This window comes from Oryzomonas japonica (assembly GCF_008802365.1).
GTDB classification, from domain to species: Bacteria; Desulfobacterota; Desulfuromonadia; order Geobacterales; family Pseudopelobacteraceae; genus Oryzomonas; species Oryzomonas japonica.
This window is the reverse complement of record NZ_VZQZ01000008.1, coordinates 25,562-51,204: the sequence shown is the minus strand read 5'-3', so window position 1 is coordinate 51,204 and position 25,643 is coordinate 25,562. Positions and strand designations below refer to the sequence as shown.

19 protein-coding genes and 2 tRNA genes are annotated in these 25,643 nt (G+C 60.1%); 10 read left to right on the top strand and 11 right to left on the bottom strand.

The genetic code is table 11. The features are described from left to right. Positions 1-168 precede the first annotated feature (168 nt). Complete coding sequence (locus F6V25_RS12765) at positions 169-357, top strand: ribbon-helix-helix domain-containing protein (RefSeq protein WP_151128939.1); 189 nt, start codon at positions 169-171, stop codon at positions 355-357. A gap of 96 nt (positions 358-453) precedes the next feature. Here F6V25_RS12765 and F6V25_RS12760 read toward each other — a convergent pair whose 3' ends face one another. Together F6V25_RS12760 and F6V25_RS12755 are read right to left on the bottom strand one after the other, a co-directional pair. After that, entirely contained in the window at positions 454-1,977 is a 1,524-nt protein-coding gene (locus F6V25_RS12760; RefSeq protein WP_151128938.1) for an Rne/Rng family ribonuclease, read from the bottom strand. 36 nt (positions 1,978-2,013) lie between these two features. After that, positions 2,014-4,500 carry a TIGR03960 family B12-binding radical SAM protein gene (locus tag F6V25_RS12755; protein ID WP_151128937.1) on the bottom strand — a complete coding sequence of 829 codons (2,487 nt, stop codon included), beginning with the start codon at positions 4,498-4,500 and terminating at the stop codon, positions 2,014-2,016. 134 nt (positions 4,501-4,634) lie between these two features. Between F6V25_RS12755 and F6V25_RS12750 the strand changes: the two genes are divergently transcribed. From F6V25_RS12750 to F6V25_RS12740, 3 genes are all read left to right on the top strand, one after another. Beyond that, positions 4,635-4,721, top strand: a tRNA-Leu gene (locus tag F6V25_RS12750). A gap of 158 nt (positions 4,722-4,879) precedes the next feature. Beyond that, positions 4,880-6,124, top strand: coding sequence for an HD domain-containing phosphohydrolase (locus F6V25_RS12745; RefSeq protein ID WP_151128936.1), 1,245 nt, complete (start codon positions 4,880-4,882; stop codon positions 6,122-6,124). 116 nt (positions 6,125-6,240) lie between these two features. After that, positions 6,241-6,882, top strand: coding sequence for an OmpH/Skp family outer membrane protein (locus tag F6V25_RS12740; protein ID WP_151128935.1), 642 nt, complete (start codon positions 6,241-6,243; stop codon positions 6,880-6,882). Positions 6,883-6,972: 90 nt separating this feature from the next. On the opposite strand, the gene ahcY is transcribed toward F6V25_RS12740, so the two are convergent. The 3 genes from ahcY to F6V25_RS12725 form a co-directional block, all read right to left on the bottom strand. Then, positions 6,973-8,367 (bottom strand): adenosylhomocysteinase, encoded by a 1,395-nt coding sequence (gene ahcY, locus F6V25_RS12735; RefSeq protein WP_151128934.1) that lies wholly within the window; start codon positions 8,365-8,367, stop codon positions 6,973-6,975. 84 nt (positions 8,368-8,451) lie between these two features. Continuing rightward, the gene (locus tag F6V25_RS12730) at positions 8,452-9,369 is read right to left on the bottom strand and encodes an ArsR/SmtB family transcription factor (protein WP_151128933.1); all 918 of its coding nucleotides are present in this window, start codon (positions 9,367-9,369) and stop codon (positions 8,452-8,454) included. Positions 9,370-9,546: 177 nt separating this feature from the next. After that, positions 9,547-10,635 (bottom strand): NAD(P)H-dependent flavin oxidoreductase, encoded by a 1,089-nt coding sequence (locus tag F6V25_RS12725; protein ID WP_151128932.1) that lies wholly within the window; start codon positions 10,633-10,635, stop codon positions 9,547-9,549. A gap of 169 nt (positions 10,636-10,804) precedes the next feature. On the opposite strand from F6V25_RS12725, the gene F6V25_RS12720 reads away from it, so the two are divergent. Both F6V25_RS12720 and F6V25_RS12715 read left to right on the top strand, forming a co-directional pair. Beyond that, positions 10,805-12,256 carry a hypothetical protein gene (locus tag F6V25_RS12720; RefSeq protein WP_151128931.1) on the top strand — a complete coding sequence of 484 codons (1,452 nt, stop codon included), beginning with the start codon at positions 10,805-10,807 and terminating at the stop codon, positions 12,254-12,256. A 62-nt stretch (positions 12,257-12,318) separates the two neighbouring features. Next, entirely contained in the window at positions 12,319-13,095 is a 777-nt protein-coding gene (locus tag F6V25_RS12715) for an MlaE family ABC transporter permease (RefSeq protein ID WP_151128930.1), read from the top strand. A gap of 141 nt (positions 13,096-13,236) precedes the next feature. Here the strand turns inward: F6V25_RS12715 and nadA are convergent, their stop codons facing one another. Together nadA and F6V25_RS12705 are read right to left on the bottom strand one after the other, a co-directional pair. Beyond that, positions 13,237-14,151, bottom strand: coding sequence for a quinolinate synthase NadA (gene nadA, locus F6V25_RS12710; RefSeq protein ID WP_151128929.1), 915 nt, complete (start codon positions 14,149-14,151; stop codon positions 13,237-13,239). Positions 14,152-14,330: 179 nt separating this feature from the next. Beyond that, entirely contained in the window at positions 14,331-15,965 is a 1,635-nt protein-coding gene (locus tag F6V25_RS12705; protein ID WP_151128928.1) for a class I adenylate-forming enzyme family protein, read from the bottom strand. Between the two features lie 376 nt (positions 15,966-16,341). Between F6V25_RS12705 and F6V25_RS12700 the strand changes: the two genes are divergently transcribed. Both F6V25_RS12700 and F6V25_RS12695 read left to right on the top strand, forming a co-directional pair. Beyond that, positions 16,342-16,418 (top strand) — tRNA-Pro (locus tag F6V25_RS12700). Positions 16,419-16,692: 274 nt separating this feature from the next. Continuing rightward, positions 16,693-17,286 carry a hypothetical protein gene (locus F6V25_RS12695; protein ID WP_151128927.1) on the top strand — a complete coding sequence of 198 codons (594 nt, stop codon included), beginning with the start codon at positions 16,693-16,695 and terminating at the stop codon, positions 17,284-17,286. A 189-nt stretch (positions 17,287-17,475) separates the two neighbouring features. Here the strand turns inward: F6V25_RS12695 and dtd are convergent, their stop codons facing one another. Together dtd and F6V25_RS12685 are read right to left on the bottom strand one after the other, a co-directional pair. Beyond that, positions 17,476-17,913, bottom strand: coding sequence for a D-aminoacyl-tRNA deacylase (gene dtd / locus F6V25_RS12690; RefSeq protein WP_151128926.1), 438 nt, complete (start codon positions 17,911-17,913; stop codon positions 17,476-17,478). A gap of 228 nt (positions 17,914-18,141) precedes the next feature. Then, complete coding sequence (locus F6V25_RS12685) at positions 18,142-19,245, bottom strand: DUF362 domain-containing protein (RefSeq protein ID WP_151128925.1); 1,104 nt, start codon at positions 19,243-19,245, stop codon at positions 18,142-18,144. Between the two features lie 281 nt (positions 19,246-19,526). Between F6V25_RS12685 and hcp the strand changes: the two genes are divergently transcribed. Both hcp and F6V25_RS12675 read left to right on the top strand, forming a co-directional pair. Beyond that, positions 19,527-21,137 carry a hydroxylamine reductase gene (gene hcp / locus F6V25_RS12680; RefSeq protein ID WP_151128924.1) on the top strand — a complete coding sequence of 537 codons (1,611 nt, stop codon included), beginning with the start codon at positions 19,527-19,529 and terminating at the stop codon, positions 21,135-21,137. 234 nt (positions 21,138-21,371) lie between these two features. Then, complete coding sequence (locus F6V25_RS12675) at positions 21,372-23,159, top strand: diguanylate cyclase domain-containing protein (protein ID WP_191966183.1); 1,788 nt, start codon at positions 21,372-21,374, stop codon at positions 23,157-23,159. 46 nt (positions 23,160-23,205) lie between these two features. On the opposite strand, the gene F6V25_RS12670 is transcribed toward F6V25_RS12675, so the two are convergent. Further along, positions 23,206-23,961, bottom strand: coding sequence for a sensor histidine kinase (locus F6V25_RS12670; protein ID WP_191966182.1), 756 nt, complete (start codon positions 23,959-23,961; stop codon positions 23,206-23,208). A 13-nt stretch (positions 23,962-23,974) separates the two neighbouring features. After that, entirely contained in the window at positions 23,975-25,606 is a 1,632-nt protein-coding gene (locus tag F6V25_RS12665) for a methyl-accepting chemotaxis protein (RefSeq protein ID WP_151128921.1), read from the bottom strand. Between the last annotated feature and the right edge of the window lie 37 nt (positions 25,607-25,643).

The window sequence follows — 25,643 nt, the reverse complement described above, 5'->3', positions numbered from 1 at the left end:
ACACTTTTTTCCCAAGCCGGGAACGAATGACGTACCCCCAATTATCAACATACCGATTTTATTACTTATTTTTATGTATACTCCGTTTTGGCATAGATATGGCAGTAGAGTGAGCACTTACTTAAGCGTGCCATATCACACCACATAAAAAAAACGGAGGAAGCAAACATGGGCAGAATGAGAGAAAATCCGCGTTACAACGTAATTTCGATGCGTATCAGCGACGAAGAGCGTGAGCACCTGGAAAACCTGATGAGCAAGACCAAAAAGAGCGTATCCGATATCATGCGCGAGGCCATGGAATACTTTTCGGCCCAACATGACCAGCAGGCGAACCTGGAGCAGAAGGCTGCCTAAAGCCTCATTCTACAGGCATACGGGACACACGCGAAAGGCGTGGGTAGTTATATCTACCCACGCCTTTTGTTTCGCAACCGCTGACCACAGAGCCGTTCAGTTTATCAGGATCTCGAACTGTTCCTGGTGAAAACCGGGCTTGGCCCGCACGGTAATGCGCTTCTTGAAGCGCTTTTCCAACTCTTCCAGCCCTCGCCGCTCCTCATCGTAGAGCAGGTCCGCCACCTGGGGATGGACCGACACCGTGGCCTTGGCCCCTTTGATATCCAGCATCTCGCGGCGCAACTCCCGAAAGATCTCATGACACACCGTAATCTTCGACTTGATGTAACCGCGCCCCTCGCAGTACGGGCACGGCTCGCACATCATCCGGCCGATGCTTTCCCGTACACGCTTGCGGGTCATCTCCACCAGGCCCAGTTCTGAAATTTTGAGAATGTTGCTCTTCGACTTGTCCCCCTTGAGGGCCTCCTCCAGCGCGGTGAAGACCTTGTCCCGGTTGACCTCTTTCTCCATGTCGATAAAATCGATGATGATGATGCCGCCGATATTGCGCAGCCGCAACTGATACGAAATCTCCTTGACCGCCTCAAGATTGGTCTTGAGGATGGTATCCTCGAGATTGTGCTTGCCCACGAAGCGCCCGGTGTTCACATCCACGGCGGTCAGCGCCTCGGTCTGCTCGATGATGATATAGCCGCCGCTCTTCAGCCAGACCTTTCTGCCCAGCGCCCGGCTGATCTCGACCTCCAGGCCGAAATGGTCAAAGATCGGCTCCTCGTCATCGTAGAGCTCGATGGAATACTTCATCTTGGGCATGAAGGTGGAGATGAACTGGACGATCCGGTCAAAGTCCGGTTTCGAGTCCACAATGATCCGGTCCACCTGCTCGGTGACGATGTCGCGCACCACCTTCTGGACCACGTCCAGGTCGGAATGGACCAGCGAAGGGGCCGCAGCCTTTTCCCTGCGCTTGGCGATCTCGCCCCACAGCGTGGAAAGGTACTGCATGTCCGACAGCAGATCCTCTTCGCTTTTCCCCTCCGAGACCGTCCTGACGATATACCCCGAACCGCTCTGCTTGAGGCGGTCGACGATTTCACGCAGACGCTCCCGCTCGGCCTCGTCCTCGATGCGGCGGGAAATGCCCACATGGTCCACCGTCGGCATGTACACCAGATGCCGGCCCGGCAGGGAGATGTGGGAGGTGATGCGCGCACCCTTGGTGCCGATCGGCTCCTTGGAAATCTGGACCAGCAGCTCCTGCCCCTCCTGAAGCAGCTCTTCAATGGGGTGCAACGGCTTGTAATCGGGGTGGGCGGATTCCGACTGCTCGACGTTGGGCTCATGTTCCTTCTTGCCCTCGTCCAGAAGCGACTCATACTCCTCAATGGCGTCAAAGACATCCGCCACGTACAAAAATGCCGCCTTCTCCAGGCCGATGTCCACGAAGGCGGCCTGCATTCCGGGCAACACCCTGATGACCCGCCCCTTGTAGATGTTGCCGACAATCCCTCTTTCGCGGCTGCGCTCGATATAAAGTTCGGCAATGGTGCCGTTTTCAATCAGCGCGATACGCGTCTCGTGGGAGGCGGCGTTGATAACCAGTTCTGCTCCCATACAATTTGTCTCCGTCTATATAAAATGCATTCAAAATCAGTCACGTGGCGATGGCGCGGCAAAAACGACATCGAGCTTTTCAACCCGCAGGTCATCCATGGCGAGCGTATCGTCGCCGGTAATGGCGCGGGCATACTCCACCGGCTTGCCCCTGCCGGCAACCAGGTCCAGCGAGTCGGGCCCGGCAACGAGCGATACGGTTTCCGACCGCAGATCAATAGTTTGACGTTCGCCCTTTTTAATCCGTTGAATGACGAAATCGCTGTGCGCCAAAAACTGCTCACATTTTTGAGGCAGGTCGTCACAGGGCACATTATTAAAGGTTATACGATAATGGGTGGCGATCATCTGGGTCGAAAGAGATGGTGATTTCACGTCCACCCGCTCCGCCTCCAGAATCCGCAGCCCCTCGGGCAGGACGCTGTTCAGCCTGCGCTGCACCTCAGCCGCTTCGCAGCCGACCGCCACAACCATATCCATGTATTCCGCCCTGGATTCTATACCAACCGAGGTGGCGGTGGCAAAGGAGAATTTGGGATGGGGGTGGAAACCTTGGGAAAAAAGGATCGGCACCCCTGCCCGGCTGACGGCGCGCGTGAAGACCGTAATCAACTCAAGATGGCTCAGAAAGCGCATGGCACCGGTTTTCGCAAAGCGCAACCGGATACGTGCCGGCAACGGCTCAACCAGTGCCGCGGCAGCCGGCGCCGGCACGGCGTCATGGGGCGAGAGCCGCGGTTCCACGACGCTGAAGTCGCAGACACCACAGGCGCTGCACCGGCCGTGGCGACAATCCTCGGTCACCGACTCCGCGAAGGCGCGCTCCCGCTCCGCCAGCAAAAACTCCCGCGTAACGCCGCAGTCGAGATGGTCCCACGGCAGGACTTCGTCCAGGGCCCGCCGTCGCAAGTACCATTCGGGCTCGATGCCGCAGTCGGCGAAGGCTTGCCGCCAGCGTTCCGGTGAGAAGTGCTCCCCCCAGCCGTCAAAACGGCAGCCGAGTTCTACCGCCCGCACCAGCACCGGTGCCAGCCGCCGGTCGCCCCGGGCAAAGACCCCCTCCATGAATGAAAGCGGGGCGTCCTGCCACTTGAAATTGAGCTTGCGTCGTTTCAATTCGCCGCGCAACAGCCCCTGCCGCTCCCTGATCTCGTCTTGGGAGATTTGCGGTTCCCACTGGAAAGGGGTATGGGCCTTGGGAACGAAACTGCTGACCGACACGTTGACCTCGCCCGAAACGCCCGACCCTTTGGCTTGGTCCTTGACCCGGCGCGCCAGGGCGGGGATTTCCAGCACATCATCCAGGGTCTCCCCCGGCAGGCCGATCATAAAGTAGAGTTTGATGAGCCGCCACCCGGCCCCATAGACGTTGGCCGCCCCCTCCAGGAGGTCCGCCTCGGTGATGCCCTTGTTGATCACCCCGCGCATCCGTTCGCTGCCCGCCTCCGGGGCCAGGGTGAACCCGGTCTTGCGCACCTTCTTGATCTCGTCGATCAACCCTTCGGTGAGGGTTCCGACCCTGAGCGACGGCAGGGAAACAGCCACCCGGTCATGGGCATAGCGCTCCATCAGCCCGGTCAAAAGCGGGGCGATACAGGAATAGTCCCCCGAAGAGAGCGACAGGAGCGACACCTCGTCATAGCCGGTGGCCTCCAGAGACTTCTCTACCAGATCGAAGATGGTTCCGGGCGAACGCTCACGCACCGGCCGGTAGATATAGCCGGCCTGACAGAAACGGCAGCCGCGGGTGCAACCCCGGGCAATCTCCACCGCCACCCGGTCGTGGATGGTCTTCATGAAGGGGACGACCGGCGCAGCGGGATAAGGTGCCGTGTCAAGGTTCGCGAGAAAACGGCGTCGCACACGCCCCGCGCCGGGCTTGAGCGGCACAATCTCTGCGATGCTCCCGTCCGGGTGGTAACGGGGTTCAAAATAGGAAGGGACGTATACCCCCTCGATGGCGGCCAGACGCTCCAGAAGCGCCGCCTTCCCCAGGCCTGCGCGCTTTGCCCGGCGCGCAGCCTCGGCGATCTCCAGTACCGCTTCTTCACCATCGCCCAGCAGGAAGGCGTCGAAGAACGGGGCCAGCGGCTCAGGGTTATAGGCGCACGGGCCGCCGGCGATGACCAGCGGGAAAACGTCATGGCGCTCGTCGGCAAAAAGCGGTATGCCGGCCAAGCGCAGCATAGTGAGGATATTGGTATAGGAGAGTTCGTACTGCAGGGTAAAACCGATGATATCGCAGGCCGCCAGCGGGGTAGCGCTTTCCAGGGTCGTCAGGAGGGAGCCTGCGGCCTCCATCTGGGACTCCATATCCGGCCAGGGGGTATAGACGCGTTCCGCCGCGATCCCATCCACGGCATTGAGAACATGATACAGGATCCGCAGCCCCAGGTGGCTCATGCCGACTTCATAGACGTCCGGGAAGGCCAGGGCAAAACGCAGTTCGGCCTCATCCTTGCGAATGGAGCCCATCTCTCCCCCCATGTAACGGGCGGGCTTTTCAACGGCAAGGAGATTCATAAATGGAAGGCAATCCTTAAGAATGTGATGGTAAGGCAAGGGACTGTAACAAATCGGAAGGGATGATGGCAAGGGAAATAGCCATTTTTTTCTTGCATCGGTCTGTCATTAATGGTAAAGAAAAGATTCTCGTTGCCGAAGTGGCGGAATTGGTAGACGCGCCAGATTCAGGTTCTGGTTCTCGCAAGGGAGTGCTGGTTCGATTCCAGTCTTCGGCACCATTTAACGAATTAAGGCTTTGCAGACTTCTGCAAAGCCTTTTCCGTTTTCAAACAGCACGCAGGCAGGGCGGCCTTCCGAAACCCGGCCGCCGCGATCAACCACGTGATGATTTCTCACCGACACAGAACGCGGGTATTCGATCCGCAAGGGAAGTAATATGAAGATAATGGTATGGGATCTCATCGAATCGGTTTCAAATGCCTTGGACATGATCAACAGCAACCTGTCCGAGCACCACGGCAAGGTCGCCTATATCTCCATGCGGATCGGCACCATGCTCGGCATGAGCAACAACGATATCGAGAAGATGATCTATGCCGCACTGCTCCACGACTGCGGCGTCTTCACCGGCGACGAGGCGAACTCGATCGCGCGCTTTGAATTCGACACGACGGCGAACAACCATGCCGAGATCGGCTCGAAACTCCTCAAGGGTCTCACGTTCATCGATATCTCCGAAATAGTCCGATTCCACCACACCTCATGGAAGCATGGCGAGGGGTCCGGCGCCAAAGACGGCCGCGCCGTACCGTTCACCAGCCATATCATCCACCTGGCGGATCGCGTAGCAACCCTTTCCGCGGTCAACAACAACATCCTCTTGCACTCCCAGGACATTTTGGCGACGGTCGAAGAACATGCCGACACCGTGTTCCATCCCGATATCGTGGCCGTGTTTCATGAACTGGCCCAAAGGGATTCGTTTTGGCTCGACATGAACAGCAACGACGTCAAATATCTGGTCAACAGTTCGATCCGCTCTTCTTCCATCGATATCGGCATCGACGAACTTTACGAATTTTCCCGCCTCATCTCCAACATCATCGACTATAAGTGCCGGTTTACGGCAACCCACTCCATCGGCGTCGCCCGGGTGGCACAGGCTGTCAGCCGCAAGATAGGCTTCAGCAGCGCCGAAGGGACCCTTTTCGAAATCGCCGGACACCTGCACGACCTCGGCAAGCTTTCCGTCCCGGCCGAGATCCTCTACAAGCCGTCGAGCCTGAACAGGGAGGAAATGGCGGTCATGCGGTCCCACTCCTACATAACCTTCGCGGCGCTCAGAAAGGTGCGGGGCATGGAAAACGTCGTCAAGTGGGCTTGCGAACACCACGAGAAGCTGGACGGCAGCGGGTACCCCTTCAGACGCACGGACAGCGAACTCTCCCTGGGCTCCCGGGTCATGGCGGTCGCCGACATCTTTACGGCCCTCTCCGAGGATAGGCCCTATCGCAAGGGGATGTGCAAGCGCGACACCATCAGCACCCTGAACAGCCTCACCGGCACCCACCTGGATCCCTATGTCACCTCGACGCTGGTCTCCGCCTATGACGAGATCAACGACATCAGGGCCCTGTATCAAAAAAATGCGTTCGACATCTACATGGAGGTCCTCAACTAGAGCCCCCAAGGCCGCGCCCGGCGCCGCCCCGCTGCGGGAAATTGTGTTGCCTCACGGCGCCAATCCTTTTATGCTGTAGCGGTAGCATCATTCCCCACAAACGAAATGGAGTTGTTATGACCACCCTAGTGAAGACGCTTCTCGTCGCTGCCCTTGTCACAAGCCTCCCCGGCCTGGCAGCCGCTTCCGATCCGGCTCCGGCCGCCGGTACAAAGCCTGCCGCAGCAGCATCTGCCCCCACCGCCCCCGCGGCGGCCGCGCCGGAGAAGAAAACCTCCGAGGCCGCGCCGATCCGCCAGACTACCAAGCTCGGCACCGTTGACCTGGCCCGTGTCGGCGAAGAAACCGAACGGGGCAAGGCGGTTCAGGCCAAACTTCAGGCAAAGAAAGACAAGCTCCAGACCAGGGTCGACGGCAAGCGGAAGCAGTTGGACAAACTGCGCGCCAGCATCCAGGCCAAGCTCCCCTCTCTCTCCCCGGCCCAACGTACCGCCAAGGAAAAGGAATTCCAGAAAAAGGTGGAAGAGTTCCAGAAGCTCGGCAGACAACTGGAAGAGGAGTTGTCCTCCCTGCAGGAAAAGGAAACCAAGGCACTGTACGATGAAACCGAGCGGACGGCCGCGGCCTACGGTAAGGCCAACGGCTTTGCCATTATCATCATCAAAAAGCAACTGCTCTATGTCGGCAGCGACGTGGACGCCCAGGACGTGACCGACGCCCTGATCAAGGCGATGGACGAGACGGCCAAAAAGAAATAGCCTTCCCGCGGCACACGAAACGAAAGGGGGCGGCATCGCATGATGCCGCCCCCTTTCGTTATGCTGCCCAGCCCCGTTATGCGGGCCGGATCAATACCGGTAATGCTCCGCCTTGTAGGGGCCTTCCTTCTTCACCCCGATATACGCGGCCTGTTCGTCGCTCAGTACCGACAATTGCGCATTGAGCTTCTTGAGTTGCAGGCGCGCCACCTTCTCGTCCAGATGCTTGGGCAGGGTGTAGACCCCCACCGGGTATTTGCCCGGATTGGTGAAGATCTCGATCTGGGCGATGGTCTGGTTGGCGAAGGAGGAACTCATCACATAGCTGGGATGGCCGGTGGCGCAGCCCAGATTGACGAGGCGCCCCTTGGCCAGCAGGATGATGCGCTTGCCGTCCGGGAAGATGATGTGATCCACCTGGGGCTTGATCTCCTCCCATTGGTATTTCTCCAGGGCGGCGACCTCGATCTCGTTGTCGAAGTGGCCGATGTTGCAGACGATGGCCTGGTCCTTCATCCGGGCCATGTGGTCGTGGGTGATGACATGGTAGTTGCCGGTGCAGGTGACGAAGATGTCGGCCTTGTCGGCGGCGTACTCCATGGTCACCACGCGGTAGCCTTCCATGGCGGCCTGCAGGGCGCAGATCGGATCGACCTCGGTCACCCATACCTGGGCCGACAGCGCCCGCATGGCCTGGGCCGAGCCCTTGCCCACGTCGCCATAGCCGCAGATCAGGGCCACCTTGCCGGCGATCATCACGTCGGTGGCGCGTTTGATGCCGTCCACCAGGGATTCGCGGCAACCGTAGAGGTTGTCGAACTTGGACTTGGTAACCGAGTCGTTGACGTTGATGGCCGGGAAGCGGAGTTCGCCGCGCTCATGCATCTGGTAGAGGCGATGCACGCCGGTGGTGGTCTCCTCGGTCACGCCCTGAATCTGGGCGATACGGGTGGAGTACCAGCTCGGGGCGGTGGCCAGCTTTTTCCTGATGGCGGCGAAGAGGATGGTCTCCTCCTCGGAACCGGGGTTATTGAGCACGCTGCTGTCCTTCTCGGCCCGTGCGCCCAGGTGCAGCAACAGGGTGGCGTCCCCGCCGTCGTCCAGGATCATGTTGGAGAAGCCGTTGTCGGGCCACTCGAAGATCCTGTGGGTGTAGTCCCAGTACTGCTCCAGGCTCTCGCCCTTGACGGCGAAGACCGGCACGCCGGCGGCGGCAATGGCGGCGGCGGCGTGGTCCTGGGTCGAGAAGATGTTGCAGGAGGCCCAGCGCACTTCGGCGCCCAGGGCAACCAGCGTCTCGATCAGCACGGCGGTCTGGATGGTCATGTGCAGCGAACCGGTAATGCGGGCTCCCTTGAGCGGCTTGGTGGCGGCATACTCCTCGCGGATGGCCATCAGGCCCGGCATCTCGGTTTCGGCAATCTTGATCTCCTTGCGGCCCCAATCGGCCAGGGCAAGGTCTGCGACGATAAAATCTTTGGACATCTGTTTACTCTCCTTTATCTGGTATTGTTGTAGGTGCTTCTCTCTTTGAAACCGCCACCCGGCGGCATGTTCTTCCCGGCATTGTCACGATGCCCTCACCAGCAGCACAGCCTCCTGCCCGGGCGCTCCTTCGATCCTCTCACAGCGGATATGGGCGAAGCCGGATTGCGTAAGCCACGAGCCCAACTCCGCCTCCTCAAACCCCAGCCACTGGTCGGCCAACTGTTCCCGGGCCGCTTCCCGCTCATGGCGGGCAAGATCGGCCAGCAACAGCACCCCGCCGGGGGCCAGCACCCGCCTGATTTCGGCAAGTACGGCCGCCGGGTTGGCGGCATGATGCAGCACCATGTTGGCCACCACGCATCCCACCGAGGCGTCGGACAGGGGGAGGTGGGTCATCTCACCCAGGCGCAGCTCGATGCCGCCTGTGCCGTCGTGCGCCAGCCGGCGGCGGGCCTCCTCCAGCATGGCCGGGGAATGGTCCACGCCGATCACCCTGGCCGCCCGAGCCGCCAGTTCAGGCAGCAGCCCGCCGGTGCCGGTGCCGATCTCTAAAACGGTACCATCATCGGGCACAAGTTCAAGCAGGTGCCGGCGATACTCGGGAACCGGCAGGAGCGTCCCAGCCAAGTCGTCCCACTGGCGGGCATGGCGGTCGAAAAACTCCTGGCTGCGCCGCCGACGGTCCTCCAGCACCTCGGCCACAGCGGACAGGTCGCGGCCCCGCTCGGGCAGGCCGTTCAACTCGACCTCGAAAGCCGGGCGGATGGCGTTGAAAAAACGACTCGACTCGCCCACCCGGTAGTAGCTCCAGGTCCCCTGGTGCTTGACGGTCAGCACACCGGCCTCGGTCAGGATCTTCAAATGCCGGGAGATGCGAGACTGCCCCATGGCCAGGATGCGGGTCAGCTCCTGGACGGTAAATTCGCCGTGCAGCAGCACCGCCACCAGACGGAGACGGGAAGGGTCGGCAAGGGCTTTGAGTGTATCGAGCAGGTTCATATCACGATTACCGATTTTATTATATCAACTTTTCTTTATATAACATCGGACCTGGTGACGGTCAAGGGAAAACGGGAGGGGACGGGGCGGTCAGCGGGGTGCGGAACGGAAACGGCCCGCAGGAAGAAATTCCGGCGGGCCGAGGTAGGTACTCTGTCGTGTGGCAGGGGGTAAGGATCAGGCTGCTTCCTGCAACGCCTCTTCCGCCTCGCCGAACAGTTCGTCGAAGATCTCCTGCACGGTGGTGATACGATCGGCTTTCCAGGCATTGGTACCGCAGAAGACCAGACCGGTGTCCACCTCCCCCCGCTGGGCGCGATCAAGAGAGGAGACGATACAGAAACGTTCGCCGGTTTCCTTGTAGGAGCATTTTTTCAGGCACCCCATGCGGCAGGGGGTATTATTCTCCACATCATAGCGGCGGATGTTGTCCTTGTTACTCAAAATGGCCCGCCCCGGCAGCCCGGCCGGACTCATGATCAGCCCGATATCCTCCTCGGTGCAGTTGAGGTAGGCCTGCTTAAAGGCATCATCGGCATCGCACTCTTCGGTGCAGACAAAACGGCTGGCCATCTGTACGCCGTCGGCGCCTTCCGCCAAGGCATGTTCCACGTCGGCCCGGTCCCATACGCCGCCGGCCGCGATCACCGGGACCTCGACGCCGCAGTCGTCGCGGAAAAAAGCCTTGACCTGACGCACGGTGGCATACTGGTCATACTCGCCGGTGCCGATATTCTCCATCTTTTCACCCAGGTGGCCACCAGCGGTATCCGGGTCTTCGACCACCACCGCATCCGGCAGACGCTTGTAGGCCTTCAGCCATTTGCGGGCAATGAGCTGGGCCGCCCGCAGGGAGGATACGATCGGCACCAGGGCCACATCGGGATGCTCGGCGGTCAATTCCGGCAGACTCATGGGGAGTCCGGCGCCGCAGACGATCACCTTGGCGCCCGCTTCCACGGCAGCCCTGACGAGTTGTTCGAAATCGGACAGAGCCACCATGACGTTGACGCCGATGACCCCGTCCGGTGCAATCTCATAGGCCTTGCGAATCTCTGCCTTGAAACCCTCGGCATCGGCCTGGAAGAAATTCCTGCCGTTGTAAAAACCGCTGCCCAGGCCGATACCGGCCGCCGCAACCAGCCCGATGCCGCCGCACTTGGCGACGGTGCCGGCCAGACGGCCGGCGGAGATGCGCACCCCCATCCCCCCCTGGATAATCGGATACGGGACGGTGTACTTTCCTATCGTCATCGACTGCGCCATAACTCTCCTCCAAAGAGACTCTACATCCATGAAGTCATCATACAGGGGATCGGATTTGATGTTTGTAATAGTTTTGTAAAAACGCCCGGCACCAAGGGCCTTTCGCGGTTGACTCTCCATGGCCGATAAGGAATAATGACCCTGCCGTCGATGACCCCAGGGAGTAGGAATGAAAAAAGCGTTTGTGCACTGCCTCGCGATCCTTCTTGTAAGCATTCCCCTCGCCCATGGCGAGGGGAATGCCGGACCCGCAGAACCACCACCGGTGCCATCGGGCACCATCGTCACCCTCTGGCCGCTGTTCGATTATCGTTCCAGCCCGGCGACCGGCTACAGCAACCTCTCCATCCTGGGACCGATCTTCAAACGGGAACGCAGCGGCGACACGACCAGGACCGCCGTCAGGCCGCTCTTTTTCAAGCAATCAACCCCTGGAGCCGCCGAAAGCGATATCCTCTACCCCCTGGCCTCCACCAGCAGCGACAAGACCGATTCCGACACCCAGGTGCTGCACCTGTTCCAAAAACACACCGAACGCGCCGGGACGGATGAGGAGCGGCACAGCAGCATGCTGTTCCCCTTCTACATCAGCGGCACCTCTGACAAATACGGCCCCTACACCTCCGTATTCCCCCTGTACGGAGACATCTACGAGCGCTTCTGGCGCGACGAGTACCATTACGTCCTGTTTCCCCTCTATGGGCGCACCGTGAAGCGGGGCACCACCTCCACCAACTGGCTCTACCCGATCTTCAACAGCGTGTCAGGCGAAAAAGAAAGCGGCTTCGCCTTCTGGCCCCTGTACGGACAGTCCCACAAGGAGGGGGTTTACGAAAAACGGTTCGCACTCTGGCCGATCTACAGCGACGAGCATCTCGGCCAGGACACGGATAATCCGACCAGAAACCTCAACCTGCTGCCGTTTTATGCCTCGTCAGAGTCGCCGCAGCGCAGTTCGACCCACATCCCCTGGCCCCTGTGCGGCGTGGTGCGGGACGGCACGGGAACGGTCGTGGAGCGGGACTTTTTCTGGCCCTTCTGGATGACCGCCACGGGCGCCACTTCCAGCACCGAGCGCTTCATCCCCTTTTATGCCGAATCGAAGACCAAGGAGGGGGGCAGCCGCTGGGTCATGTGGCCGATCTACCGCACATCGACCATCGACTCCCCCCTGTTCCGCCAGGAGAAGACCAGCCTGTTCTATTTCCTATTCCACCGTTCGGACGAATCCTGGCCCCAAGCGGGCAAAGATCGCGCCCAGAGCGCCTTCTGGCCGCTCTACGCCTGGAAGCGGGACGAGAACGGCCTGCGGACCCTCTCCATGCCCGCCCTGGTGGAACCGGTCTTCTGGAACGACCGGGTTGAGCGCAACCTGGCACCGCTCTGGAGGCTTTTCATCAGCACGTGGGACGACAAGGGCGATGGCGCGACGTCGATCCTCTGGAACCTCTTCTGGCGTGAAAAGCGGGGCAACGAGAGCGCCTGGGAGCTCTCGCCGCTGGTTTCGTACCGTTCCGCCCGGGAGGGGAGCGAATTCAAACTGCTGAAGGGACTGTTCGGCTATGCCACGGACAAGGGGGGGACATCCCTGAGTATCTTCTGGATACCGTTCGGGATATAGGGTATTCTGTACACCATAAAGACCCCGGACCATGCGGGAGAAGGCCTCTTTCAGGACAAACCATGACCAAATTTCTCGAATTCATCGGCAAACAACTGATCTACTCGTTCGGCATCGTCGGCGAGGTGCTGATCCTGCTCAAGCGGACCGTATTCGCCTTCCGCGAGGCGCCCCACAACATGCCGTCCATCCTGGCCCAGGTGGCCATCATCGGCTATGAAACCCTGCCGGTGGCCTCGGTGATGGCCTTCTTCGTCGGCATGGTCCTGGCGCTGCAAACCGGGGTGGAACTGTCCAAGTACGGCACCCAGGATATCGTCGGCAGCATTGTCGGCCTCTCCATGGTGCGGGAAATGGGGCCGGTCATGGTCAGCTTCCTGGTGGCGGGCAGGGCGGGCAGCGCCATGGCGGCGGAGATCGGCGTCATGAAGGTCTACGAGGAGATCGACGCCCTCACGACCCTGGAGATCGACCCGGTGCGCTATCTGGCCATGCCGCGCCTGATCGCGGCCCTGATCTGCGTGCCGATCCTGACTATCTATTCCGACTGCGTCGGCATGCTCGGCGGCGCCATCATCAGCCACCTGCACCCGAAGCTGTTCATTTCCTACGCCACCTACACCGATTCCCTGCGCCTGGCGCTCAAATTCAGGGAGATCGGCGCCGGCCTGATCAAGTCCTTTGTCTTCGGCGGCATCATCGCCGTCATCTGTTGTTACGTGGGATTCAACACCTCGGGGGGGGCGCGGGGGATCGGCGTATCCACCACCCGTTCGGTGGTGCTCTCCTTCATGCTGATCCTGGTGGCGGATTACTTCCTGACGCGAATCCTGATGTAGGTGGGTTGTTGAAAAACAGCCATCTCGCCGCCGTCCTCGAACGCCTTTTCGTGCGGCGTAGCGCTGCTACGCCTCCTCAGGGCATTCTGCGGGTGCGACGATCTGACTATTTTTGAACAACCTTAGTTTTTCAACAACCTCTCAGTCCCGTGGTACGGCCAGCATCCTGTCCAGGGCCTGCCTGGCCTTGAGCCGGGTTGCCTCCGCCACCGTGACCACCGGGGACATGGTCTGGAGTGAGTAGAGCACGTCCTCCAGGGAGGTGAGCTTCATGTTGGGGCAGATCAGGGCCGGCGAGGCCAGGATGAACTCCTTGCCCGGATTCTCCAGCCGCAGCTTGTAGAGGATGCCGGCCTCGGTGCCGACGATGAACTTCCGGGCCGAACTGGCGCGGCAGTAGTCGTACATGCCGCTGGTGGAGCAGACATGATCGGCCAGGGCCGAGACCTCGGGCGCGCTTTCCGGGTGGCAGATGAACAGGGCGTCGGGGTGTTCGCTCTTTTTTTGCTGGACCGCCGCCACGGTCATCCGCTCGTGGGTCGGGCAGAATCCCTCCCAGAAGACGAACCGCTTTTCCGGAACGAACCGGGCCACCCAGCGCCCCAGGTTGCGGTCCGGCACAAAGATGAGTTCGTCCTCCGCAAGCGACCTGACCACCCTTAAGGCATTGGCCGAGGTGCAGCAGATGTCGGAGTGGGCCTTGATCTCGGCCGACGAGTTGACGTAGGTCACCACCGGCACGCCGGGGTGTTTGGCTTTGAGCGCCTCCAACTCCTCCACCGTGACCATGTCGGCCATGGGACAGCCGGCATCGGGGCGGGGCAGCAGCACCTTTTTGTCGGGGGAGAGAATGGCGGCCGACTCGGCCATGAAGTGCACCCCGCAAAAGACGATCACATCCGCCTTCGTCTTGGCCGCCTCCATGGAGAGGGCCAGGGAATCTCCGGTGATGTCCGCTATCTCCTGGACTTCGTCGCGCATGTAGTTGTGAGCCAGCAGCACGGCATTGTGCAGCTTGAGCAGTTCCCTGATCTCTTGCCCGATACTGTCGTTCATCGTTCCCGATCCTCCCGGAAGTGCCTGATCATAGTAGGTATTATTCGCAGCCCTTCGCGTTTTGTCCTTCCGCCCGCCTCTGACCAGGCAGGCGGCCATGCTACCCGAAAGTCCCCCAAAAAACAAGGCATGACGCGTGGAACGGCAGAAGGCATGCGGGGCCACATCCGATTGTCGTGTCAATGGTTCTCGGTTTGCGCCTCCACAAGACTGCCGCAAAAATGCTTCTCGCGGAGTCGCTGCTTTTCAATCTTTCCCGTGGGATTGCGCGGTATCTCTTCGAATATGATTTTGCGCGGCCGCTTGTAGCGCGGCAACCCGGCGCAGAACTGCGCCATCTCGGCTTCAGAGCAGGAAAAGCCCGGCTTCAACTCAATTATCGCCGCTGGTATTTCACCCAGATGCTGGTCGGGAAGGCCGATTACAGCCACATCCTTGACCGCGTCATACGTATGCAGAAAATTCTCGATCTGCACGGGATACAGGTTCTCGCCACCGCAGATGATTACATCCTTTTTGCGATCAACCAGATAGACAAAGCCGTCTTCATCCATGCGCGCCATATCGCCGGTGTACAGCCACCCGTCCTTGAGCACTTCGGCAGAGGCTTCGGGGTTGTTGTAATAGCATTTCATGACGCCGGGGCCTTTCACGCAAAGCTCGCCGACTTCGCCCTGCTTCACCTCACGGCCGCTTGCATCCACGATCTGCAATTCCCATTGGTATCCCGCCTTCCCGATAGCGCCAACTTTGTGGCTATTTTCGATGCCGAGATGGACACAGCCGGGGCCGATGGCTTCCGACAGGCCATAATTGGTGTCGTAATCGTGATGGGGGAAATGTTTTTTCCAGCGATTGATCAAGCTGGGGGGAACCGGTTGCGCGCCGATATGCATGAGCCTGCACTGATCCAGATGGTATTCCTCCGGCGTTATATCCCCGCGGTCGATGGCGTCCAGGATGTCCTGCGCCCACGGAACGAGCAGCCAGAGGACTGTTATCCGCTCCTCGGATATGGTTTTGATTATCCACTCCGGCTTGACGCCGCGCAGCAGAACGGCTTTGCTGCCGGACAGGAGACTGCCGAACCAGTGCATTTTCGCTCCGGTGTGGTAGAGCGGCGGAATACAGAGGAAGTTGTCCTCGCGTGTCTGTTTGTGGTGGTTCATTTCAGCGGCGCAGGATGTCATCAGGCTGCGGTGCGCGTGAAGCACCGCCTTTGGGAAACCGGTGGTGCCGGATGAAAAATAGATAACCGCGTCGTCATCGTCGGAGAGTGTGACTTTCGGAGCCGTGGAGGAACAGCACGCCGTGAGCGCATAATAGCTTTCGGCAAAAGCGGGGCAACCATGCCCCAAAAAGAGCCGTATCTTTACCTTCGGGATCTGCCCGCGGATCGCAGCGACTCTCTCGGTAAATTCCGGCCCGAAAACCAAAATGTCACACTCGGCCAAGTCAAGGCAGTATTTGATCTCTTCCTCGGTATATCGGTAGTTGAGCGGCACCGCAATGGCACCGGTCTTCAGGATGCCGAAATAAATCGGCAGCCACTCAAGGCAGTTCATAAGCAGAATGGCAACCTTGTGGCCTCTTTGCAAGCCTCTTTCCCGCAGAAAATTGGCCAAGCGGTTGGCTTTGTCGTCAAACTCGCGCCAGGTAATCTCCCTCCGGTACTTCATTTCGGGATTGGTTTCCACAAGCTCATAATCCTTCCAGCTTGCTTTAATCTCTCTGATGCCGGGATTGATTTCGACCAGGCTGATCTCTTCGCCGTACAGGGCAGCGTTGCGGGCAAGAATTTCTGTGATGGGCATTTTCGAGGCCTTCTGACGTACTCATACGGTTTTGCGTCGGCAATATGCGGGAATGTAACCGGCACATCGCGCGTTTGCTTCGCTATGAGTTTAATTTTGAAGGGAGTAGAATAGGAATTTCGGGCTGGCAAGTCAAGAGTAGCTTGGTCACACGATATGATGTCCGGGGCTGTTTTCCACAACCCGCCCTGTGGTCCGGTTGTAAGCCGTGCCCGCTGCCGCGGCCACAGCCGCCGTGATTGGCATGCTGGCGGTGGGAACGGACTGAGCCTATGGGGAGAAGTGGCCCCGGAAACGGCCAGGGGCGACGCAACGGCCCGCATACCGTCTTTCCTGTTGACAACGACTCCTTGTCAGTGCTAGAAAGAGCATTCCTCGGGATGTAGCGCAGCCTGGTAGCGCACCTGCTTCGGGAGCAGGGGGCCGCTGGTTCAAATCCAGTCATCCCGACCATTTAAAAAACAGGGGTCAGCCGAATACGGTTGGCCCCTTTCTCGTTCCGCCTGCACCCGCATTTCACTGGACGACCGATGGCGCGCAACCATCCCGTGATCGCCCTTCCTCACCCCCACCCTTCTTCCCGTTCCGCCCCCACTTCGATCACAAACAAGGCGGCACGGGGCGTGCCTGAGATAAAACAACGCCACGCGCCCAGACATCGGCAGCGATACGTGCTATACTGGACGCAAACGGAAAGGCCAAGACGGCCGCCCAAGAGGAGAAAGCGATGCGCTACCCCGCTTCAGTGCTTGCGATGTTTCTCATCCTTGCCGCCGCACCGGCCCGTGCCGGTGATGTGGCGACGCTTGCCGACTGCACCACCAAGGTATTCGGAGAGATCAACCGGACCAAGAAATGGTCGGGCAAGCCGCCGGCCAGGTGCCCGGCATCTATTGCCGTGGAAAAACGGACGGACGGGGTTCTGGTCACCGCATGGGTAATCCGCAGTGTTGAGGGAGGCTGGGTCAGAACCGCATTTTCGGGTGCCATGGGTTATGGCGAGATCGCCAGGAAGAAGGAACTGGCAAAGGCCAGCCGCGACATCGTGGCGCGGGCCAAGCACCTTGGGCGGTGCCTGGATTCCATCAACACGGTCAACGACCCGCTGGACTGCCGCGACCGCGCCACCAAGTCCTATTCTGCCGGCGAGGAAAGCGGCGTGGAGAATGACCGGATCGTCTGGCTTGACGACAACGGCCGCCATGCCGTTCTGGAGTACGCCTTCGGCAACACTGAGTCAACCCCCAGCCCACCCGCCGATCTTTTCAACGGTCAGCCGTTGCCGCCAAACATGATCATCGACCTGCGCGTGAACCGATAGTATTAACAGGCTGCCAAAAATCCAGGTTGTTCAAAAATAGTCAGATCGTCGCACCCGCTAGACAGGCCCAGAGGAGGCGTAGCAGGCCTACTCCGCCGAAGCAGCTTTGGCTGCGAAGGCCGGGCGCTACGCCGCACGAAAGGGCCTTCGAGGATGAAGGCCTGATGGCTGTTTTTCAACAACCCACCCTTAGCGCTCCAGGATAAAGGTGACCGGCCCGTCGTTGACCAAGTGCACCTTCATGTCGGCTTGAAAGATGCCGGTCTGCACCGGCAGACCGAGCTTCTCCACCGCAGCCGTGAAATATTCGTACAGCCGCTTGCCCTCCTCCGGCGGTGCCGCCGTATCGAAGGAGGGGCGCCGCCCCTTGTCGCAATTGCCGGCCAGGGTGAACTGGGAAACCACCAGGACCGCCCCCCCCACATCCGCGAGGGCAAGGTTCATCTTGTCCTCTTCATCCGGGAAGATACGCAGACCGGCGATCTTCTCCGCCAGCCAGTCGGCCCGGGACTCGTCATCGCCTTTCTCCACACCCAAGAGGACCAGGACGCCTTTCCCGATCCGGCCGACCAGGCTTTCGTCCACGGTAACGGAAGCAAAACTGACACGCTGGACAACTGCTTTCATAATGTCCCCCTGAATCCGTGACGCCGGAATGCCGCAACGTCCGGAAGATTTGGAGCCCGCGCGTCGCCATGTCGTAACAGCTCACTCACGAGGCCCGTCCGCCGCCTGATTGTCGCAATCTATTCAAAGGCAAGGGCAGAGGACTTCCCGACCAGTGAAGGCATGAAGGCGTCACGAATTCAGGGTCCCCATTACCTGCCGCCGCGGCACTGCGGCAGATTTGCCCGTTCAGATCTTGACCAGTTCGTAGCCCCTCGACCCCAGGCCGACCTTCTCGCCATGCTCCAATTGCACCTCCCAGGGGATCTGGGGGTATACGCCACGGAACTTGTCCCCCCCCGGCTCATGGCCGCTCTTCAGGGCCGAGCCCTCGTTGCCCCGGGCCCCGTTGACCAGATCGGCGCAGGCCTGGTCGATGGCCACCGGATCGGTGGAGGCGCAGATGCCGATATCGTTGACGATCGGCGCATCGGCGTGGCCGTAACAGTCGCAGGCCGGGGATACCTGGGTGATGAAACTCAGGTAGACCGCCCGCCCCTCCTTGCCGGTCACGGCGCCCTTGGCGTACTCGGCCATCTTCCTCATCACCAGGTCGGCCGCCTCGTTCCATTGGACATTGATGACCTTCACCGGACAGACGCTGATGCAGCGGCTGCAACCGGCACAGAGCTCGGGATCGATGGTCGCCTTCCCCTCGATGATCCGGATGGCGTCGTGGGCGCAGGCCTTGAGGCAGGCGCCGCACCCGGTGCAGTACGCTTCCGCCACCTTGGGGGCTACGGTGGAGTGCTGCACCAGTTTCCCCTTGCGGCTGGCGCACCCCATGCCCAGATTCTTGATGGCTCCGCCGAAGCCGGTCAGTTCATGGCATTTGAAGTGGGTCAGGCAGACCAGCGAGTCGGCCTCCACGATCTCGGTGCCGATGTGGACCTTTTTCAGCAGGTCGCCGTCAATGGCGACGTCCGTCTCGGTCACCCCGCGCAGGCCATCGCTGATGATCAGCGGCGCCCCGGCGCAGGCATAGCCGAAGCCGTTCTCGATGGCGCACACCAGGGCCGAGACCGCCTCCTTGCGTTCGCCGGGATACAGGGTCGATGAATCGGTCAGAAAGGGCTTGGCCCCCAGCTTCTTGATCTCCTCCACCACCCGCCGGGCAAAGATCGGGCGGATGAAGGCGCTGTTCCCCTTCTCGCCGAAATGGATCTTGACCGCCGTCAGGTCTCCCTCGGCAATGTGCTGCCCCATACCGGCCAGGGCCAGTAGCTTGCCGATCTTATCGAACAGATTTTCCTTATGGCCGGCACGCATATCGGCAAAATACACCTTGGGCATGGCTTCCTCCCTTAACAGGTTATTGAAAACTCAGGTTGTTCAAAAATAGTCAGATCGTCGCACCCGCAGAAGGCCCTGAGGAGGCGTAGCAGCGCTACGCCGCACGAAAGGGCCTTCGAGGACGGCGGCGAGATGGCTGTTTTTCAACAACCTGCTAATTCGTTTTTTTTGACCCGGGTCAAGCAAAGACGTAAAGATCGAGTATACTGTTCATACCATAGAAACGCTCAAAACTCACCTGCGAGTTTATTCAGACACTCAACACAAGGGAGGAAACAACCATGGGAATGTTCTGTAACCAGTGCGAACAGGCGGCAAACGGTGTCGGCTGCAACATCTCCGGCGTATGCGGCAAGAAACCCGAGGTAGCCACGCTGCAGGACCATCTGCTCTACGGCCTGAAGAGCCTGGCGCTCTACGCCGACAAGCTGGGACGCGACCCCGAGATCGACCGCTTCACCATCGAGGGGCTCTTCACCACCGTCACCAACGTGGATTTCGAGGCGCCCCGCATCGGCGGCATCATCAAGCACTGCTACGAGCTGAAGGAAAAGGCCCGCACAGCCCTGGCCGCCAAGGGCACCACCCTCTCCGGCCCCGTGGCGGAATGGAAACCGGCCGAAGACCTGAACGGCATGATCGTCCAGGGTGAGGCATACGGCATCAACGCCCAGCACGTCAACGAGGACATCCGCTCCGTAATCGAGATCCTCATGTACGGCCTGAAGGGCATGGCCGCCTATATGGACCACGCCATGATCCTGGGGCGCAGCGACGCAGAGGTGCTGGCCTTTGTCCAGAAGGCGCTGGCCGCCACCACCGACCCCAACCTGGGGCTCATGGACTTCGTCGGCCTCTCCATGGAGTGCGGCAAGCACAACCTGACCGTCATGGGACTTCTGAACGCCGCCCACACCGACACCTACGGCCACCCGGTCCCCACGCCGGTCCAGCTCGGCACCAAGGCGGGCAAGGCCATCCTGGTCTCCGGCCACGATCTGAAAATGCTGGAAGAGCTGCTCAAACAGACCGAAGGCAAAGGGATCAACATCTACACCCACGGCGAGATGCTCCCGGCCCACGGTTACCCGGGGCTGAAGAAATACGGCCACCTGGCCGGCAACTTCGGCGGCGCCTGGCAGGACCAGGCCAAGGAGTTCGTCAACTTCCCCGGCGCCATCATCTTCAACACCAACTGCATCCAGCGCCCGGCCGACACCTACAAGGACCGCCTCTTCACCTGGGGCCTGGTGGCGTGGCCCGACGTGAAGCATGTAAGCGGCTGGGATTTCTCCGAGGTTATCGCCAAGGCCCAGGAACTGCCCGGCTTCCCCGACAACCCGGGGCAGGAGATCCTGACCGGTTTCGGCCACAACGCCGTCCTGGGCGTGGCCGATAAGGTGGTCGCGGCGGTCAAGTCCGGGGCCATCAAGCACTTCTTCCTGATCGGCGGCTGCGACGGCGCCAAATCGGGGCGCAACTACTACACCGAGTTCGCCGAGAAGCTCCCCCAGGATACGGTCATCCTGACCCTGGCCTGCGGCAAGTTCCGCTTCAACAAGCTGGAATTCGGCGACATCGGCGGCATCCCGCGCCTCCTGGATGTGGGCCAGTGCAACGACGCCTACTCGGCAATCCAGATCGCCGTGGCCCTGGCAGGCGCCTTCAACTGCGGGGTCAACGACCTGCCGCTCTCCATGATCCTCTCCTGGTACGAGCAGAAGGCCGTGGTCATCCTCCTGACCCTGCTGCACCTGGGGATCAAGAACATCAAGATCGGCCCGTCCCTGCCGGCCTTCATCTCCCCCAACGTGCTGGGCTTCCTGGTGGAGAACTTCAACCTCGGCCCCATCACCACGGTCGAGGCGGACATGAAGGCCATTCTGGGATAACGCTTTTTCGTGCAATATCTGTCGGCAACAAGGCGCGGGCTTCGGCTCCGCGCCTTGTTGCGTTTTTGACGGACAATCCGGGATTTTCATAACTGCCTGTTTAGAAAGCAGCTATTTTCCCCTGCATTGAAGGCTGTAAATACGCTCAGAAATGTGATATTGGATACATTTGGTCCACTATAAAAACGTGGAACCGCATCAGGCATGTTGTACCATTATCAAGGGACGAGACCGATGGGCATAACCACAGGCACGACAAAAACGAGAATCCGGCAGATAATCTCCCGGCAGGTGATCAGCGTCACGCCGGAAACGCCGGCAGATGAGGCGGTGGCCACCATGGCGCGGGCCAAAATCAGTTGCCTCATCGTGGCGGAAAAGAAGAGGCCGCTGGGGATCTTCACCGAGCGGGACCTGGTCAAGCTGACCAACCAGCGGGTCCCCTTCGGGAAGCGGCCGATCCGCGACCTGATGACCAGTCCGGTGGTGACCATCTCCGGCAACCTGAACATCTACGAGGCCTATAGCCTCATGCTCACCAACAGTATCCGCCACCATGTGGTGGTGGACCATGGCGGCAGGATATTGGGGCTCATGACCCAGTCCGACCTGATCAACCACCTGGGGCACGAATACTTCGTGGAGTTGCGCAAGATCGAACAGGTCATGACGACCGGCGTCATGACCGTCGCCAGCGACGCTCCGATCAGCGAAGCCTTAGGCATCATGGCCGGTCCGGGGATCAGTTGCGTGGTCGTGGCGAACCAGCGCATGCCGCTGGGCATCATGACCGAACGGGATGCCGTCCGGCTGGTGGCCGAGGGCGTTGACCTGGAGACCGTCAAGGTCGGCATGGTCATGAGCAGTCCGGTGCTGACCGTGACCACCGGGACAACGGTGTACGAGGCCGCCCAGGCCATGAAGCGGGAGAAGATTCGCCGGGTGGTGGTGGTCGACAAGGAAGGGAGGATCGAAGGGATCATCACCCAGTCCGATATCATCAAAGGACTGGAAGGGCGCTATATCGAATCCCTCAAGGAGGTCATCAGGAAGAAGGAAAACATCTTTCAGCAGACCGCCCGGGAGCTTCTGGACAAGACCATCTTCCTGGACAACATCCTCCGCTCCTCCATCAGCATGGCAATTGTCGCCACCGACAGCGCCTTGAAGATCAAGTACTTCAACCCGGTGGCGGAACAGGTGTTCGGGTACGAAGCGGCTTCAGTCGTCGGCCGCTCTGCGGCCGATGTGCTCATTCTGGAGGAGATCGCCCCCCTCAGCCTGGCCAAGGCGCGGGAGACCGTGCTGAGTGAGGGGAAATGCACCTTTCCCGCCGAGATACGCAGGGACGGGACCACCTCCTACTACGACGGCAGCCTGTCCGGCATCCTGGACAAGCAGGACAAGCTGGCGGGCTTCGTGCTGATGCTCAACGATATCACCGAACGCAGGCAGCACGAGGACACGATCCATCACCTGGCATATCATGACGCCCTGACCGGCCTGCCCAACCGGATACTGCTCAACGACCGCCTTGGCCAGGCCCTGGCCTCGGCACAGCGCACCGGCACCCGGGGGGCACTGATGATCCTCGACCTGGACCGTTTCAAGGACATCAACGACAGTCTCGGGCACAGCATGGGCGACCTGCTGCTCAAGGCCGTGGGCGAACGGCTGCGGGGGCTCCTGCGCAAGAGCGATACGGTCTCGCGCATGGGGGGGGATGAATTCGTGCTGCTGCTGCCGTCCATCGCCTCGGCGGAAAGTGCGGCCGTGACCGCGACCAAGATCGTTGCGGCGTTCAACAAACCTTTCGTCTGCAACGGTCATCGCCTCTCCGTAACCGCCAGCATCGGAATCGCGGACTTCCCCGATGATGGCGATGATGCGGAAACCCTGCTGAAAAATTCCGACATCGCCCTGTACCGGGTCAAGGAGGCGGGGAGAAACGACTTCCAACGTTACACCACGGTGCCGGAAAACGAGGGGCCCCTGGAACAGCAGAAGCGAGGGGCAGCATAAGCCGGCTCTTCACACGCCCTATGCGGTTCCCTCGCCGCACAGGCCACTAATCCCGCCGCAAGGGGATACGGAGAACGATGCAGGTTCCCTCCCCGAATTCACTGGATACCGCAATCGTTCCCAGGTTCTGCTCTACGATGGAACGCACCATGGCAAGCCCCAGACCGGTACCCCGGCCATCCTTTTTGGTGGTGAAAAACGGCTCAAAGATGCGCTTCCTCGTCTCGACATCCATACCAGCCCCATTGTCGGCAAACGTCAGAACGGCATACCGTCCTGGCCGTGTCTCTACTTCGCCATCAGTGGCATCCTTCACCTCGACGCATTTGGTCGTGATCATGATCCGCCCGCCGTACGGCATGGCGTCACGCGCATTGGCCGCCAGGTTCAGCAGCACCTGCTCGATCTGATAGGCATCGATGGACACCGGCAGCGCCTCCCCGCCGAGTGCCATTTCAAGGGAGATGCGTTCGCCGATCAAACGCTCAACAAATCTTCCAGCATTGCCGACAACCGTATTGAGGTCCGCCTGGGCAGGCTCCATGGCCCTCTTGCGGTTGAATGACAACAAATCAGCAACCAGGACCGAGGCGCGGTTGGTGGCTTCAATAATATTCCGGGCCAGCCTGCCTGCGGGGTCGCCGGAGCCCGATCTGAGTTCTATGAGTTGGGCGGTACCGGCGATAACCGTGACGATATTGTTGAAATCGTGGGCAATCCCGCTGACAAAGACGGCTGCCGGCTCTTCCCCGGCCTGGAGCGACCGCTGCTCCCCGTTCGCGGCTGTCGGCACATTGCTCATGGGGCCCATTTTCTCAGGCCAATTTGAAACGGCTGACCAGACCTTGCAACTCTTGGGCCTGGTTCGCCAGCTGGGCGGCGGCGGCAGCCGTTTCCTCGGCGCCCCGGGCGGTCTGCTGCACGACGTCGGTGATCTGCTGGATATTGGTGGTCACCTCGCCGGTGGCTGCGGTCTGCTCTTCGGCCGCCGTGGCAATTTGGTTGATCTGCATGCCGACCTCATTAATCCGGCTGAGGATTTCGTCCAGCGCTTTGCCTGACTTCTGCGAGGTGACCGCACCTTTTTCCACCTCGCTTACCCCCTCTTCCATGGCACGGACAGCTTCCCGCGTCTCGCCCTGGATAGCCTTGATCATCTCCCCGATCTCGCGTGTCGCCTTGGTGGTGCGCTCCGCCAGGGCCCGCACCTCATCGGCGACCACCGCAAACCCCCGCCCCTGTTCCCCGGCGCGCGCGGCCTCGATGGCGGCATTTAGCGCCAAAAGGTTCGTCTGGTCCGCAATATCTTCAATAGTGCCGACAATATTGCCGATCTGTTCCGAACGCGCCCCCAATGCCTCGACCGTCTTCGAGGTCTGACGCACCCGCTCGGCGATCACGTTCATGCCGCCGATGGTTTCGTTCACAACCCCAGCGCCGGCTGTGGCTGAATCGGTCGTCTGTTGGGCGGCATCGGCGGCCATGGTGCAGTTGCGGGCAATATCGCCGCTGGTGGCGGACATCTCTTCACTGGCGGTGGCCACGGTGTTGGTCTGGGACGCCACCTCCTCCGCCCCGGTGGCGATCTGCTCGGACGTGGAGTGGAGTTGGTTGGAGGCGGAGGCGATGGAAGCAGAGATGTCCGCGGTACGCGAGATCAATTGGCGCAAATTTTCAACCATGCCCTTCATCGCCATCATCAATTGGCCGGTCTCGTCCTTTGACCGCACATCGACCTCCATTGTCAGGTCCCCCTTGGCAAGACGATGGGCCACATCGACGCCTTCCTCCAGGGGACGCCTGATGGCGCGAGCGATTACAACGGCGAGAATAGCGCCGGTTGCAACACAAAAGAGGAGCGTGCCGAGGATCATCACCCGTGCCGCGCTATAGACGGCCCCGGCCTTCTGGTACTCGCCCTCGCCCCCTTTGACGTTCAACTCGATATCTTTCTGCAGGCTCGCTTCCGCATCATCGTAACATTTTTTCGCATCACCCCGAAGTAGACCCAGCGCCTCTGCGCTCTTGTTTTGACGGGATAAGTCGATGAACATCTTATGGGCATTCATGTATTGGCCGAAAGCTTTGGTAAACTCTTCGTAGAGCCTCCTCTCCGCGGGGCTGCTGATCATTTTTTGGTAGGTGGCTTCCTCTCTTTTCAGATCCGCGATGGCGTCTTCCATACGTTTTTCGTAGGCGTCCATGTCGTCTTTCGTTGTGGAAAGAGCTTGTTGGAGTTCTGCCCGGCGGATGAGCGCAAGCTTCGAGTTGATGACAGAAATGGAGTTTGTGCTGGGCATCCAATTCGTGCCCAACCGGACCGCGCCCTGATTAACCCGCGCCATCTGGTAAATGGCAAAAACGCCCAAAAGCGCGGTCAGAGCAATAACGCAACCAAATGCCGTGAAAAGTTTCGTGCCGATCTTGAGGTTTCCAAACCAGTTCATGAAGTCTTCTCCTTTGAGGTGTGAACGTTCGACTGCC